A 14963-nucleotide genomic window follows, 5' to 3' on the forward strand; every position below is an offset into this window, starting at 1 on the left:
TGACGAAGGGCCGGACCATGGAGTGCGCAGTCATCGGAGGGACGGGGCTCATCGGGTCCCGCGTCGTGGAGGACCTGAACGCGGCGGGGCACCATGCGACGCCGCACTCCCTGTCGACCGGGGTGGACATCCTCACCGGGAAGGGCCTCGACCAGGCGGTCGAGGGCGCCGAGGTCGTCGTCAACCTGACGAACTCCCCCACGTTCGACGACGCGTCGGCCGGGTTCTTCCGGACGTCGATGGACAACCTGCTCGCCGCGAGCGCGAAGGCCGGCGTCCGGCACTTCGTCATCCTGTCCATCGTCGGCGTCGAGAAGGTGCCGGATCTGGACTACTACCGGGCGAAGGTGCTCCAGGAGGACATCCTCAAGGCCGGTCCTGTCCCCTACTCGATCGTGCGCGCCACCCAGTTCATGGAGTTCATGGAGGCGGCATTCTCCTGGACCTCCGACGATCACACCGTCCGCCTGCCCGCCACACCGATCCAGCCGATCGCCGCGGCCGACGTGGCCGCGGCCGTCAGCGAGGTCGCCGCGGGCGCTCCGCTGAACGGCACCGTCGACGTGGCGGGCCCCGACGTGTACCAGCTGGACGAGCTGGGCCGGCTCACCCTGGCCGCCAAGGGCGACGGGCGCAGCGTCGTCACCGACGGCACGGCCGGCATGTTCGCCGCGGTCCGCGGCGACGTCCTGACGAACCGCGGCGCCCGCCTCGCCCCGACCCACTACGAGGACTGGCTCGCCCGGGCCTGAGCGCGGGGCAGCTCCTCCAGCGCGGGCAGCAGCTTGTCCAGTGTGACCGGCAGGTCGCGCACCCGCACACCGCAGGCGTGCCACACCGCGTTCGACACCGCGGCCGCCGTGCCGACGATGCCGATCTCCCCGATGCCCTTCGACCCCATGGCGTTGACGTGCGGGTCGTGCTCGGTCAGCCAGTGTGCGTCGATCTCGTCGACGTCGGCGTTGGCCGTGATGTGGTACTCGGCGAGGTCGTGGTTGACGACGTGGCCGGTGCGCGGGTCGAGGACGCTGTCCTCGTGCAGCGCCATGGACAGGCCCATCGTCATCCCGCCGATGAACTGGGAGCGCGCCGTGCGCGGGTTGATGATGCGGCCCGCGGCGAACACGCCGAGCAGGCGCGGCACGCGCACCTCTCCCGTGTCCACGTTGACGTGCGCCTCGGCGAACTGCGCGCCGTAGGCGTGCATCGCGTAGTGCTCGTCGGGGTCGCCGACGCTGCCCGTCGCCTCCGCGCCGTCCGGCGGCTCGGTGCCGTACCTGCCGCGGAAGGCGCGCGCCGCCTCGACGACGGCCGAGCCCCACGTCGTCATGCCGGAGGAGCCGCCGGCCACCGACGCCATGGGCAGGTCGGTGTCGCCGATGCGCACCTCCACCCGTGAGACCGGGACGCCGAGCGCGTCCGCGGCGATCTGCGGCAGCGTCGTCCACGTGCCGGTGCCGAGGTCGGCGGCCCCGATCTCGGTGACGTAGCGGTCGCCTTCGAGGCGGATCGTGGCCGTCGACTGCGCCATCCGGTACGTCGGGTACGTGGACGACGCGACGCCCGTGCCGACCAGCCAGTCGCCGCGGCGGCGCACGCCGGGCCGCGGGTCGCGCTCGGACCAGCCGAACCGGGCCGCGCCCTCGCGCAGGCAGCCGACGAGGTTGCGGCTGGAGAAGGGCCTGCCGGAGCCCGGCTCGACGTCGGGCTCGTTGCGGATCCGCAGCTCGACCGGGTCCATGCCGAGGCGCTCCGCGAGCTCGTCCATCGCGACCTCGGGCCCGAACATGCCGGGGCACTCGCCCGGGGCGCGCATCCAGGACGGCACGGGGACGTCGAGGGCGGCGAGCAAGTGCGTGGTCCGCCGGTTGGGCGAGGCGTACATGGTGCGCGCCGGCATGCCCGTCTGCTCGGCGAACTCCTTGATGCGGGAGGTGCGTTCGACGACGTCGATGGCGAGGGCGGCGATCGTGCCGGCGCGGTCGGCGCCGAGCCTGCAGCGTTGGATGGTGGGCGTGCGGTGGCCGGCGAGGGAGAACATCTGCCGGCGGGTCAGGGCGAGGCGCACGGGCCTGCCGGGCAGGGCGCGCGCGGCCAGCGCGGCGAGCACCACATGGACGTGCGGCTGCCCCTTCGAGCCGAATCCGCCGCCGACGTAGGGGCAGACGACGCGGACGCGGTCCTCGTCGAGGCCGAACACCGACGCGATGGTGGTGCGCGTCGAGTGGACGCCCTGCGTGGAGTCCCACAGGGTGAGGAAGCCGTCGCCCTCCGGGTCCCACAGGGCCGTCGTGGCGTGCGGTTCCATCGGGTTGTTGTGGTACATCGCGGTGGTGTACGTCTCGTCGACGGTCACCTCGGCGGCCGCCATCGCGGCGTCGACGTCGCCCTCGGCGGTGTCGCTCGGGAAGTGGGGGTTCACCGCGTCCGGCGTGTACAGGTCGTCGCGGTCGGCCCGCAACTCGGTGTCGTGTGCGGCTTGTTCGTAGCAGACGCGGACGAGCGCGGCGGCGTGCCGCGCCACCTCGGAGCTGTCGGCGACGACGGCGGCGACGATCTGCCCGCGGAAGCCCACCTCCTCGTCCTGGAGGGCCGCGAGCTCCCTGTCCTCGGTGGAGGCGAGGCGCTCGGTGGTGCCCGGGGTCAGCACGGCGAGCACACCGTCGAGCGCCTCCGCGGCGGTGGTGTCCAGCTCCGTGACACGGCCACGGGCGATCGTGGACTGCACGGGGTGGAGGTGGAGCGCGCTGTCCAGCGGGGTCTCGAAGGCGTAGGTGGCGGAGCCGAGCACCTTGGCTGCCCCGTCGCGGCGCGGCAGGTCCCGGCCGATGGCTTCGGTGTCACTCAGGAAGGTCATCAGGCGTCCTCTCGGGCCAGGTCGCGCAGGGTGGCGGTGAGGGTGCGGCGCAGCAGCGGGATCTTGAACGCGTTGCCGCCTTCGAGCCCCTCGGCCGGCCGGGCGTCGGCGAGTTCGGCGTCGGCGGCGGCGCGGTAGCTGCTGTCCGAAGCGTCGGCGCCGCGCAGCGCCTCCTCGGCACGGTACGCACGCCACGGCTTGTGTGCGACGCCGCCGAACGCGATGCGCGCGCCGGCGATCACACCGTCCTCGACGTCGAGTGCGGCGGCCACGCTGACCAGTGCGAACGCGTACGAGGCGCGGTCGCGCACCTTGCGGTACGCGGATCGGCGTGCGAGCGGCAGGGCCGGCAGGTCGATCGCGGTGATCAGCTCGCCGTGTTCGAGCACGGTGTCGCGTTCCGGCGCGTCGCCGGGCAGACGGTGCAGGTCGGTGAAGGGGATCGTGCGCTCGCCGCCCGGGCCGAGCACCCGCACCCGAGCGTCGAGCGCGGCCATCGCGACGGCCATGTCGGACGGGTGGACGGCGATGCAGTGCTCGGAGGCGCCGAGGATCGCGTGGTAGCGGGTCCAGCCCCCGATCGCGGAGCAACCCGAGCCGGGCGTGCGCTTGTTGCACGGTGTGGTGACGTCCTGGAAGTACACGCAGCGGGTGCGCTGCAGCGGGTTGCCGCCGGTGGTGGCCATGTTGCGCAGCTGGCCTGACGCGCCAGAGAGCAGCGCCTGGGACAGCATGGGGAACCACTCGCGCACGCGGGGATGCGCGGCGAGCTCGCTGTTGCTGACGCCCGCGCCGATCCTGAGGGCGCCGCCGCCGAGCTCCTCGACCCCGTCGGGCAGCAGGTCGGTGACGCCGACGACGAGGTCGGGTTCGGCCACGCCCAGCTTGAGGTGGTCCACGAGGTTCGTGCCGCCGCCGAGGAAGACCGCGTCCGGGTCGGCGGCAACGGTACGCACGGCGGCCGCGGCGTCGGCCGGGCTCCGGTAGTCGAACGGCCTCACCCGGCCACCTCCGTACCGGCCGCGGCCGCCTGCTGCACCGCGGGCACGATGTTGACGTAGGCACCGCAGCGGCACAGGTTGCCGCTCATCCGCTCGGCCACCTCGGCGCGGTCGAGCCGGGGCACCCCGGTGCCGCCGGTGACGGCGCTCGGCCAGCCCTTGGCGAACTCGTCGAGCATGCCCACGGCGGACACGACCTGGCCGGGGGTGCAGTAGCCGCACTGGAACGCGTCGCAGTCGATGAAGGCACGCTGCACCGGGTGCAGGCGGCGGCCGGCGGCGTGGGCGTCCTCGTGCGCGTCGGCGTGCTGTGACAGGTCCTGCGCGTCATCGGCGGTGACGGTCTCGGCGGTGACGGTCTCGGCGGCGAGCCCCTCGGCGGTGACGACCTGGGCGCCGTCCTGCGTGACGGCGAGGGTGAGGCAGCTCAGCACGCGCCGCCCACCGGACAGCACCGTGCACGCGCCGCACTGCCCGTGGTCGCAGCCCTTCTTGGGGCTCGTCACCCCCAGCCGTTCCCGCAGGGCGTCGAGCAGCGTGGTGCGCGTGTCGACGGTCAGCCGGCGTGGGACGCCGTCGACGTGCACGGTGATGTCGGTGTTCATCGCACGAGGGTTCCCGGTACCGGCGCGCGTCACACGGTGCGCGGCGGCCGCTCACACAGGTGGCGGCACCCGTCAGGAGGTCGTGCGGGGGAAGGTGACCTCCACCCGGCGGTTCTTCTTGCGCCCGGCCTCGGTGCTGTTGTCCGCGATCGGGTACTCCTCGCCGTAGCCCCGGATCTCGTAGGTGATGCCGGCGTCGGAGAGCTGCTGTTCGAGGACGCTGTGCACGGCCTCGGCGCGCTGCTTGGACAGCACGAGTCCGTGTGCGGACGAGCCGAGGTTGTCGGTGAAGCCGAACACCCGGACGGTGGTGGCGTGCTGCTTCGTGACCACGTCGGCGATGGCGGCGATCCGGTCGGTCGCGTCGTGCGACAGCTTGGCGCTGTCCTTGGAGAAGAGGACCTCGGCCTGGAGGGCGAACGTCACGGAGTCCGGCGTGTCGGAGCGGCGCTCCTCGCCGCCCTGCGACTCCACGACGGACACGATGTCGAGCACGCGCGCCGGCGCGAGCGTCGCACCCGCGCGGAGCTTGAGGCCCGGGGCGTGCGCGTCGACCTGAGGCGGCGGCGAGGTCTGCGCGGCGCCGGGCGGCAGGGGCGTGTCGTCGGCGCGGGCTGGGCCGGCGGTCGCGGGGACCGCGAGCGCGAGCGCGAGGAGGACGACGGCGCCGGGGCGCGCGGGCCGCTTGGGCGCGAGCCGCTTGGGCGCGGGCCGCCGCTTGGGCGCGGGCATCACGAGATCGCAATCGTCGCGGTGTTCATCGTGGGCAGGTCCACACCGACCTGGGTCGTCGACGCCGGGGGCGCCGGGAACTGCGCGAAGAAGGGCTGCGTCTGCCCAGCGGAGAAATTGAAGTCCCCCATGGTGGTGAGCGGGTACCCGTCGGTGTCCCGCAGCACGTAGTAGCGCTTCTTGCCCTTGGGATCCACCAGTGTCATGCCTGCAAGCGACAGCCCCTTCTCCTTGACCTGGGTCTCGTCGCCCGCCCACTGGATGGGCGCCAACTGTGTGGAGCTCGACGTGTTCTTGATGACGCCGGAGAGGGTCAGGAAGCCGCCCTGGTCGCGGACGGCGGACTGGATGACCAGCTCAAGGCCGTTGGTGCCCTGCAGTGTCCCGAGGGTCCGCGTGGCCGTGGGAGACGGCGTGCCGTCCCCTGCGGGGGCCTGGGACGCCGGGGCCGAAGTCACCGAGGTCGAGGCGGCGCCCTGCTTGCCTTTGCCGTTGTCCGTCCCACCGCCGCCGCAGGCAGCCAGGGCCACCGTCAGCGTGGCCGCGGCCGAAACGGCCCACACCGCCCTCCGCAAGCGCGTGTCACGCCACATCATCGTCACTGCCGTTCCCTCATCGCTCGTACGGGTCACTGGTCGGACAGCCGGACCGTGAACAGATCGGACATGTCCGGGAGATCACTCAGGTGGTCTGGGTCGATGACGACTTCGCCGCCCGGGCACAGAAGGCCCCCGGGAGACGTCTGCTTGCCGCGCCCCCGGCCGCCGCCGGCAGGCTGGGCGGCAGATGCGTCGGACGGGTCGAAGCTGCAGCGGGGCTCGACGATCGCCGTGGCGTTCGCCTGCGCCTTGACGCCTTCCGTGCCGCGCACGACGCTCTTCCCGACCGTGTTCCGGGTGATGACACCGACGGTGAACCCCCAACGGCCACCGCCCAGCGGCGAGCAGGACCGCACATCCGCATTGTTTGCACTAGCGAACGCATATGCGGCGTCGCAAGCGCCACCCGGAGGCCCTGTGACGCTCCCGTCGAACACGTTCTTCAAGTAGTCCGGATCCAGGACGCCCGCGAGGAAGGCCGTTTTGAAGTCGTCCCGTGACTGCTGTGCGGCGGCCAGGGCCGCGGCATCCGCGGCCGACTGGCCGCCGTTGCGCGTGGCCCCCGCCCGGCCGTAGACGAAGAACGCGAGCGCCGCGAACAGCACGCCCGCCACCATGACGATGTACAGCGCGGCCGCCTGCCCGGATTCACGCTCCGCCGGCGTCAGCCGCCGGCGCCGGTGACCTTGCTGACCGCGGTGCGAAGCGCGTTGGCGATCGTGTTGTCGATCCCGGTCCCCACGATCGCCACGATGATCAGCGCCACCAGGATGATGATCCCGAGGTACTCGATCGACCCCTGACCCCGGTCGCGAGCGCGAGCGCGCTCGCGACCCGCGCGGCGGAGTGCGCGGGCCGTCGTGTTCGCCCACGTGCCGACGTACACCCGCGCCCTCGCCGCGGCCCCCAGCGTCCTGTGCGTCACGGTGGTCACCTCCGTCACCTCTGCCACTGTCATCCCCAGTCACGGCCTCCTCACGGCCTGTGACACTGGTGACCCCGGCACCGTAAGTCCCCCGCGCGGCCGTGCGCGTGGGTCCCTGGGCCCAACCGTGGGCCCACTCGCGATCAGTCATGCCCCCGCGAACCCCCTCCCCCTCCCGCTCCCGCTCCCGCGGTGCCGTGCCAGCGGGCGATCGCCTCGCCGCGGCTGCCCGCGCCGAGCTTGGCGAAGATGCGGTTGATGTGGTTCTTCACCGTCTTCTGGCTGATGAAGCACGCGGCGGCGATCTGCTGGTTCGTCATGCCCGAGCCGATCAGGTCCATGATCTCCACCTCCCGCCCACTCAGCCCCGACGAATGTCCCACATTCGCTTGCTCTTGCAAAGACTGTGGGAAGGGCGGGGAGTTGGGCACGGGTGCCACCGCGCCCCGCAGCGCCCGGAGCACCGCGCTCGACGCAGACGGCGTCAGGTAGGGCCGGCCCTCGCACACCCCGCGTACCGCCTCCACCAGCTGGTCCGCCGTGAACTCGCCATGCACCAGATAGCCGCCCGCCCCCAGCCGCAGCGCCTCCTGGACCGTCCCCGGCTCGCCGCTGTACGTCGTCATCAGGACCGGCGCGAGCCGCACCAGGTACGGCAGGGCCGCCATCCCGTCGTACCGCGGCATCCGTACGTCGAGCAGTACCACGTCGGGCCGGGTGCGCACCGTCGCCTCGTACGCCTCGCGGCCGTCGGCCGCGCCCGCGACGACCTCGATGTCGTCGCGGTCGGAAAGCAGCGCCGTCAGCCCGGCGCGCACCACCGGGTTGTCGTCCGCCACGACCACGCGCAGCGCGTCAGCCCGCCTCACCGGCCGTCACCTCCTCGCGCCCCAGACCCGGCTCGCGCGCGTGCGGATGCGGCGGCAGCGGGAGTTCCAGGCGGACCTCCGTGCCGCGCGCCGCCTCGCCCCTGCCGACCCTGATCCGCGCGCCGATCGACGCGGCCCGCTCCACCATGCCGACGATCCCGAAGTGGCCTCGTGCCCGCAGCTCTTCGAGGGTCGTGCCGGGTGGCAGCCCGCACCCGTCGTCGTACACGCTCACCCGCAGCCTGCCGTCGGCGGTGGCCCCGGCCGTGACCGCGACCAGCGTGCCGCCGCCGTGCCGCGCCGCGTTCTCCATCGCCTCGGCCGTAACGCCGAGCACCTGGCGTGCGATCGCTTCCGGGATCCTGGGCAAGGAGCCCCCAGTACCCGCCGTCCCGTACGTGGCCCGCATGCCGTGCCGCTGCCGGAACTCGGCGGCGCGCGCGGCCAGTTCCGTCGGCAGGTCGGTGCCGAACCCGTCGCCCGCCGTCCGCGCCCGGCGCAGGTCGGACAGGAGCTCGCGGGACTCGGCCGCCGCCCGGCGCGCCGAGCGGGCGACGAGCTCCGCGCGCAGCCTGACCGCGTCGGGGTCCATCGCGCCCGCCGACCCCGCGAGGCCGTCGGCCGCGAGCGCGAGGCCGTGCAGCGTCTTGGCCACCGAGTCGTGCATCTCCCGGGCCAGCCTGGCCCGTTCCTCGTCCACGGCGCCCGCGGCCGCCAGCCGCGACCTGGCGTCGGCCAGGGCCTGGCTCGCCTCCCCCAGGTCAAGCAGGAACGTGCGCAGCGAGCTGCCGATCGCGCCGGCCGCGACGCACAGCCCCGGCAGCAGCAGCACGCCCAGGCCGCGTTCGCCACCGCCGCCGGTCACGCCGTACGCGCCGGCGAGCAGCAGTGCCTGGAGCACGGCGAAGACCGCCGCGCCCCGCCACCCGTACGCGAGCCCCGCGAGCAGCGGCGTGCACAGGGTGACGTACGCGAGCGTGGAGTCCGGCGACGCGGTGACCAGCAGCAGCGCGCCGAACAGCATGTCCACCGCGAGCAGCGCCGGGTGGCGCAGCAGGACGGGCCCGAAGCGCTCCCAGTCCCGCACGAGCGCGTAGGACACCATGAACGTGACGAGCACGGCCGCGCCGACCAGCACGATCGGCAGGCCGTGCGCGGTGCCGCGCAGCGCGAACGGCGTCGCCAGCACGATCATCGCCATGCGGAAGCCGAGGACCTGCCTGCACAGCGCCTGCAGGGCGTTGACCTGCAAGGGCAGCGGCGGCACGTGCCGTGGCGCGCCGCCCCGGGTACGCGTCCTCGTCCGTCGCACCGGCTGTCCCTCCTCCCCGCGATCGTCGTCACCGTGTCCGTACGCCGTCTCAGCCGCCCAGCAGTTGGCCGAAGTCCACCCCCGACCCGTAGTAGAAGCTCATCGCGATCAGCAGCAGCGTCGCCGGCAGCATCACCAGCGTGACCACAAGCGTCGTCTTCGGCACGGCGCGCGCCGCCGTGCGCCGCGCGTTCTGCGCGTCGGTGCGGCGCATGTCCTCGGCGATCTGGATCAGCGTGTCGACGATCGGCGCGCCGAGTTCCTCGCCCTGCTGGAGCGCGCTGACGAACATCGACACCTGCTCGCTGTCGTTGCGCCGCCGCAGCTGGTCGAACGCTTCCCTGCGCGGCACGCCGAGGTCCATCTGGCGGATGGTGACGCGCAGTTCGTCGGCCCAGGGGCCCTGGTACCTCTCCGCCACGCGTTCCAGCGACTGGCGGAAGCCGAGCCCGGCCGACACGACGACGGCGAGTACGTCGAGGAAGTCGGGCAGGGTGCGTTCGATGTCGGCGCGGCGCCTGCGCGTGGCGACGCGGATCACGACGTCCGTCCAGACCAGTCCGAACACGAGCGCCGCGATCCCGAGGGGCAGTTGGCCGTTGGCCGTCAGGGCGAGCGACGCGACGACGCCGAGGCCGCCGAAGACGGCGCGCCGTGCCGCGTAACGGTCGACGGTGAGGCCGCCGGGGTTGCCCGCGCGGTCCAGCCTCTTGCGCAGCGCGCCCACGCGCCGCGGCCCCATGAGGCGCAGCACCACGGGCGCGAACCGCATGCCGACCCTGTCGATGCCGGAGCCGACGGCGGAGGTCCTGGTGGCGCCCACTTCGAGTGCGACGCTCAGGTCCTCGGGGAGCTTGGCGTCCGCGCGGTACATGCGGATGCCGTGGAAGGCCCCGTAGACGGAGAGGCCGAGGACGGCGGCGAGTGCGAGTGCGGTCATGGGGTGTCCCGTTGTCCTTCCCGCTCAGACCCGTACGGCGGACATGCGGCGGATGAGGAAGAGGCCCGCGCCGTAGAGCGCGAACGCGAGTACGGTCGCGATGCGGCCGACGCCCGAGCCGGTCATCCGGTCGAGCGCCCCCGGCGTCGCCTGGTTGATCAGCAGGAGGAAGCCGAGGCCGAGCGCGGGCACGGCGACGGCCGTCACCTTGATCTGCGACAGCATCGTGGTGACCTCCCTGCGGGTCTCCTTGCGCTCCTCCAGGGTCTTGGTGAGGTTGCGCAGCGAGCTGACGACCTGGCCGCCCGCGCGGTTGGACAGGACGAGCGTGGTGACGAGGACGACCAGTTCGCGTGACGGCAGCCGGGCGGCGAGCTCGTCGAGCGCGTCCTCGAAGGCGTGGCCGACGGCGAGCCGGTCGGAGACCCTGCGCAGCTCCTCGCCCGCCGGGTCGTCCAGCTCCTCGGCGGCCATCGACAGGGCGGTGCGCATCGCGAGCCCGGCCTGCGTGGCGTTGGCGAGCACCCGGGTGAGCTCGGGGAGCTGGTTGATGAACGCCTCGGTGCGCTTGGTCCGCTGCCAGGTGAGGAAGGCGTTGGCGCCCCACAGCCCCGCCAGCGCGGCGAGTACGCCGAAGAAGGGCGCGAAGAACGAGCCGACGACGAAGTACACGACCAGCAGCCCCGCCACCGTGTAGACGGCGAACTCGCCGGGCGTCAGGTCGAGTCCCGTGACGGCGATCTTGCGGTCGATGCGGTGTCCGAGGCCGGTGCGGCGCAGCCTGCGGTCCACCCCGGCGAAGCGCGGCCTGCGGCCGCCCGCGGGAAGCTGGGGGCGTTCCGCCTCCGCCATCCTGGCGATCAGCTCGCGGCGCTGCGAGCGGCCCGCCGCGTAGGTGTGCACGCCCAGGACGGCGAACAGCAGGGCGAGGAGCGTCGCGCCGAGCGTCATGAGCGAGAGATCGGTCTTGTCCATGGTGCGGGTTGCCTCCTCGGGTCAGTAAGTGGCGGGCGGCGGTACGGGGCCCTGGAGCTGCCCGGCGGGCGGTCCGTGGCGGCCGGCAGGCAGCCGCAGGGCGGCGGAGCCGCGCGTCGCGAGCTGCTCGTCGGTGCGGGCGACGCCGAAGCCCGCCGGGACGCTCTCGCCCTTCATGTAGAGCCGCTCGGCGACCGCGCGGGGCAGCGGGTAGTACGCGAAGCGGCCGTGCACGATGCCGTCCGGCGTCATCGGCTCGGCGAGGAAGCGGCAGACGGACACGATGCGGTACTCCTCGTGGCCGTACGAGTCGACGACGGCGATCTCGGTGATGCGGCGCGAGCCGTCCGCGTGCCGCGTGAGCTGCACGATGACGTCGACGGCGCTGTTGATCTGGTCCTTGATGGCGCCGAACGGGATCTCGACCTCGGACATCGACGACAGCGTCTGCAGCCGCATCAGCGCGTCCTCGGCGCTGTTGGCGTGCACGGTGGCGAGCGAGCCGTCGTGTCCTGTGGACATGGCCTGGAGCATGTCGAGCGTCTCGCCGCCGCGCACCTCGCCGACGATGATCCGGTCGGGCCGCATGCGCAGGGAGTTGCGCACGAGGTCGCGGATGGTGATCTCGCCCTTGCCCTCGACGTTGGCGGGCCGGCTCTCCAGCGTGATCACGTGGTGCTGCTGGAGCTGGAGTTCGGCGGAGTCCTCGATGGTGACGATGCGCTCGCCGTCGGGGATCGTCGCGGACAGCGCGTTGAGGAGTGTCGTCTTGCCTGTACCGGTCGCGCCGGAGACGATCACGTTGAACTTGGCGCGCACGAGCGCCGCGACCAGCAGCATCATCTGCTCGTCGAGCGAGCCGAGGCCGATCAGTTCGGCGAGGGTGAAGGAGCGCGGGAAGCGGCGGATGGTGAGGATGGGGCCGGTCAGGGAGAGCGGCGGGATGATGACGTTGACGCGCTCGCCCGACGGCAGGCGGGCGTCCACCATCGGATTGGCCTCGTCCACACGGCGGTTGACGGTCGACACGATCCGCTCGATGGTCTGCATCAGCTGCTCGTCGGAGCTGAAGCGCAGCGGCAGCTTCTCGATCCGGCCGCCGCGCTCGACGAAGACCTGGTCGGCGCCGTTGACCATGATCTCGCTGATCGACGCGTCCTCGAGCAGCGGTTCGAGGATGCCGAGGCCCAGCGCCTCGTCGACGACCCGCCGGATGAGCTGCGAGCGCTCGGCGCTGGAGAGGACAGGCCCCTCGCGGCTGATGATGTGGCCGAGTACGCGTTCGAGCCGCGCCCTGCGGTCGGCGGCGGCGAGCGCGGACATCTCAGCGAGGTCGATCTCTTCGAGCAGCTTGGTCCTGTAGGCCGCGACGAGCAGGCTCTCCTGGCTGTGCCCGCCCGCGGGCTCGGGGGCGGCGATGCGGGAACGCAGGCTCACTTCGTCACTCCTTGGGCCGTGCCGGGCAGCGTGTCGAGGGGCATGGTCACGCTCCGCGTCGCGTCGCCGAAATCGAACAGGGGGATGAGCGCGGGGATGTGGACGCGGGCGGTGACCTCGATGCCCGTGCCGGTCGGCGTCTCGCTGAACCGCCCGTCGAGCCAGCCGCTCATGGCGGCCTGCCCGGCGGCCTGGTAGCTGTCGCCCCTGGTCTCCCGGTAGGTGGCGGCGCGCGCGGCGGCCCGCGCTGCCGTGCCGGCCTGCTGGACGGTGTACGCGACGATGCCGAGCTGCAGGGCCGCGAGCGCGACGAACAGGAGGAGCGTGACGACGCCGACGTACTCCAGCGCCGCCTGCCCGCCGTCACGCCTGGAGCCCCTCCCGTCACGAACCCGCATGCTGGTCCTCCTGGACGGCGGCGCCGTGGCCCGTCACGTCGATCGGGAGGGCGAAGCCCGGGAAGAGGACGGGCACGCCGATCTTCACGTCGGCCGTCGCCATCGTCCCGCCGGGCCCGCAGCTCGCGCTCGCGTGGAACGCCCCGGGCAGCGCGCGGTGCGCGGCCGCCTGGCAGTCGCCGCCGACGGCCGCGGCGTGCGCGGCCTCGTCCGCCGCGTCACCGGCCACGGAGAACGCGTAGCCGACGAGGGCGGCCTCCCACATGAGGGCGAGCGTGACGAGGATGACGGGGATCATGCCGGTGAACTCGATGGCGGCCTGCCCCCGGTCCCCGCGCAGCGCGGCGATCCGCGCCGCGACCCGGCGGCGCAATGTCCGCGCCCCGCGCGCGGCACGCGACTCGCCTCGCCCCGGGGCGCCGCCCCGTGTCCCGGCCACGCGCGTGCGCGCGCCACTCGCCGCCCCAGCACCGGATGCAGGGTCGCCGCCCGTACCCGGCACGGCCGTGCGCCACGCACCCGTCGCCGCGCGTGGACGGCGCGCGCGGACATCACGCACCCGCACGCGGGCTGTGCGTGCGGCACCGCGTCGCTCGCGACGCGCGCCGCCGCCGTCCGCGCGCGGCGCACACGGGTCGGCCGTGCCCGCCGCGCCGGAAGCACCCCTACCCAACGCGCCCACACCGGAGGCGCCCGCGCCGGAAGCACCCCGGCCGAACGCGCCCACGCCGGGCGCGTCCGCGCCCGAAGCACCCCGACCCAACCCGTCCGCACCGGACGTGCCCGCGCCCGAAGCACCCCGACCCAACGCGCCCACACCGGAGGCGCCCGCGCCGGAAGCACCCCGACCGAACGCTCCTATGCCGGAGGCGCCTACGCCGGGAGCGTCCGTCACGGACGTGCCCGCGCCGGATGCGCCCGCGTCTCGGACGCCCACGTCCGAGACGCGGATGCCGCGCGCCGCTGTCCGATGCGTACCCATGGCTCACCGTGCCCCCTCGGACTCGGCTCCTCGCGCGCTGCCGCGCGCGCCGCTCGTCGTGCCGGTCATGGCTTCTGGCGGGAGCGCCGCGAGGTGCCCGCCGAGCCGCGGTCGCCCCTGAACCGTCCGCCCCTGCCGTTCTCCTCCCCCGCCCGCGCCCTGACGATGCCGAGTTCGCCCGCCAGGCCCCACAGCGCCTGCCTGACGGCCGACTTGGCGTCCAGGTCCTGCATGCGGCCCGCGTCGACCGCGCCCTGCAGCTCCTTGAAGTGCGCGGGCACCACCGTCCGCGACACCTTGGTGCCGGTGATCCGCTCGACCAGCGGCGGCTGGATCTCGCTGGTGCGCACATGGCGGTTGATGACCGCGACCGTCTCGGCCGCCTTGCGGATCTGCAGCCGCTCCCACAGCCTGACCAGGCGTTTGGCCGCCCGCACCGAGACGACATCGGGGGTGGTCAGCAGGAGCGTGGTGTCCGCCGTCTCGATGGCGGCCGCGTTGGCGCCGTTCATCTGCGTGCCGCAGTCGACGACGACGACCTCGTACCGGCTGCGCAGGGCGCTGACGATCTGCCGCACGGCCCGGTCGTTGATCTCCTCGCCGCGCTCGCCCTCGGCGGGCGCGAGCAGCAGGCCGATGCCGGTGTGGTGCAGGAACACGGCGTCCTGGAGGACGCTCGGCGAGATGTCCTGGATGGCGGCGAGGTCCACGACGGACCTGCGGAACTGCACGTCCAGGTACGAGGCGACGTCGCCCGACTGCAGGTCGAGGTCGACGAGCGCGGTGGACATGCCGGACGCGCAGGCCGCGAGGGCGAGTTGGACGGCGGCGACGGTCGTGCCGACACCGCCCTTGGCGCCGCTGACGGTGACGACCCTGCCGCCGGGGCCGCCGTACAGCTCGACGCCCTGGCCGAGGTGGCGGCGCACCCCCACCGACCAGGCCGCGGCGGCCTGTACGCGCTGGGCCAGCTCCTCGTACGAGAGCGGCAGCGCGGCGAGACCGCGCGCGCCCGCGTCCATGGCGGCGGCGAAGAGGCCGGGTCCCGGCTCCGAGCTGATCAGGACGACGGCGACGGCGGGGAAGCGCAGAGTGGTCTCCCGTACCAGCTCCAACGCCGGTACGGGCCCGATGCGTTCGTGGACGAGTACGACCTCGGGCAGTGCGTCGACGGACTCGGCCGCGAGCCGCGCGAGCGTGTCGAGCAGGGCGGTGGAGTCGCCGACGGGAGAGGCGGGTTCGACGTCGGGCAGCTGGCCGAGGAGGGTGGTGAGGGCCCGGGCCGCGTCGGGGTGCGCGACGGCCGGGAGGATGCGGGTGCTCATGCCGTG

General features: G+C 73.3%; 16 protein-coding genes. 1 reads left to right on the forward strand and 15 read right to left on the reverse strand.

What is annotated here, in order from left to right:
* Positions 1-17 precede the first annotated feature (17 nt).
* Positions 18-752 (forward strand): SDR family oxidoreductase, encoded by a 735-nt coding sequence (locus IH48_RS0113440; protein ID WP_030903330.1) that lies wholly within the window; start codon positions 18-20, stop codon positions 750-752.
* On the opposite strand, the gene IH48_RS0113445 is transcribed toward IH48_RS0113440, so the two are convergent.
* The 15 genes from IH48_RS0113445 to IH48_RS0113515 form a co-directional block, all read right to left on the reverse strand.
* Positions 725-2857, reverse strand: a complete 2133-nt coding sequence (locus tag IH48_RS0113445) for a xanthine dehydrogenase family protein molybdopterin-binding subunit (RefSeq protein ID WP_030903331.1) — start codon at positions 2855-2857, stop codon at positions 725-727. The genes IH48_RS0113440 and IH48_RS0113445 overlap by 28 nt on opposite strands.
* Positions 2857-3858 (reverse strand): FAD binding domain-containing protein, encoded by a 1002-nt coding sequence (locus IH48_RS0113450; protein ID WP_030903332.1) that lies wholly within the window; start codon positions 3856-3858, stop codon positions 2857-2859. Before IH48_RS0113450 ends, IH48_RS0113445 begins: the two co-directional genes overlap by 1 nt.
* A complete protein-coding gene (locus IH48_RS0113455; protein WP_030903333.1) occupies positions 3855-4463 on the reverse strand; it encodes a (2Fe-2S)-binding protein in 609 nt (202 codons plus the stop codon). Before IH48_RS0113455 ends, IH48_RS0113450 begins: the two co-directional genes overlap by 4 nt.
* Before the next feature lie 72 nt (positions 4464-4535).
* Complete coding sequence (locus IH48_RS0113460; protein ID WP_037841884.1) at positions 4536-5195, reverse strand: OmpA family protein; 660 nt, start codon at positions 5193-5195, stop codon at positions 4536-4538.
* Positions 5195-5791 carry a hypothetical protein gene (locus IH48_RS0113465; protein ID WP_030903335.1) on the reverse strand — a complete coding sequence of 199 codons (597 nt, stop codon included), beginning with the start codon at positions 5789-5791 and terminating at the stop codon, positions 5195-5197. Before IH48_RS0113465 ends, IH48_RS0113460 begins: the two co-directional genes overlap by 1 nt.
* 32 nt (positions 5792-5823) lie before the next feature.
* Positions 5824-6399 (reverse strand): hypothetical protein, encoded by a 576-nt coding sequence (locus tag IH48_RS0113470; protein WP_158710291.1) that lies wholly within the window; start codon positions 6397-6399, stop codon positions 5824-5826.
* A 59-nt stretch (positions 6400-6458) separates the two neighbouring features.
* Positions 6459-6752 carry a hypothetical protein gene (locus tag IH48_RS0113475; protein ID WP_324604305.1) on the reverse strand — a complete coding sequence of 98 codons (294 nt, stop codon included), beginning with the start codon at positions 6750-6752 and terminating at the stop codon, positions 6459-6461.
* A gap of 110 nt (positions 6753-6862) precedes the next feature.
* Complete coding sequence (locus IH48_RS0113480) at positions 6863-7588, reverse strand: response regulator transcription factor (RefSeq protein ID WP_030903338.1); 726 nt, start codon at positions 7586-7588, stop codon at positions 6863-6865.
* A complete protein-coding gene (locus IH48_RS0113485; RefSeq protein ID WP_234434240.1) occupies positions 7575-8900 on the reverse strand; it encodes a sensor histidine kinase in 1326 nt (441 codons plus the stop codon). The genes IH48_RS0113480 and IH48_RS0113485 overlap by 14 nt, the downstream gene beginning before the upstream one ends.
* Before the next feature lie 49 nt (positions 8901-8949).
* Complete coding sequence (locus tag IH48_RS0113490) at positions 8950-9840, reverse strand: DUF5936 domain-containing protein (RefSeq protein ID WP_030903340.1); 891 nt, start codon at positions 9838-9840, stop codon at positions 8950-8952.
* 24 nt (positions 9841-9864) lie between these two features.
* Entirely contained in the window at positions 9865-10815 is a 951-nt protein-coding gene (locus IH48_RS0113495) for a type II secretion system F family protein (protein WP_030903341.1), read from the reverse strand.
* A 21-nt stretch (positions 10816-10836) separates the two neighbouring features.
* A complete protein-coding gene (locus IH48_RS0113500; RefSeq protein WP_078849697.1) occupies positions 10837-12252 on the reverse strand; it encodes a CpaF family protein in 1416 nt (471 codons plus the stop codon).
* Positions 12249-12650 carry a TadE/TadG family type IV pilus assembly protein gene (locus IH48_RS0113505; RefSeq protein WP_051839728.1) on the reverse strand — a complete coding sequence of 134 codons (402 nt, stop codon included), beginning with the start codon at positions 12648-12650 and terminating at the stop codon, positions 12249-12251. Before IH48_RS0113505 ends, IH48_RS0113500 begins: the two co-directional genes overlap by 4 nt.
* Positions 12637-13023, reverse strand: a complete 387-nt coding sequence (locus tag IH48_RS33270) for a TadE/TadG family type IV pilus assembly protein (RefSeq protein WP_051839729.1) — start codon at positions 13021-13023, stop codon at positions 12637-12639. Before IH48_RS33270 ends, IH48_RS0113505 begins: the two co-directional genes overlap by 14 nt.
* 674 nt (positions 13024-13697) lie before the next feature.
* A complete protein-coding gene (locus tag IH48_RS0113515; protein ID WP_030903346.1) occupies positions 13698-14957 on the reverse strand; it encodes an AAA family ATPase in 1260 nt (419 codons plus the stop codon).
* Positions 14958-14963 lie beyond the last annotated feature (6 nt).

It is taken from the genome of Streptomyces sp. NRRL F-5126 (assembly GCF_000721265.1).
GTDB lineage: Bacteria > Actinomycetota > Actinomycetes > Streptomycetales > Streptomycetaceae > Streptomyces.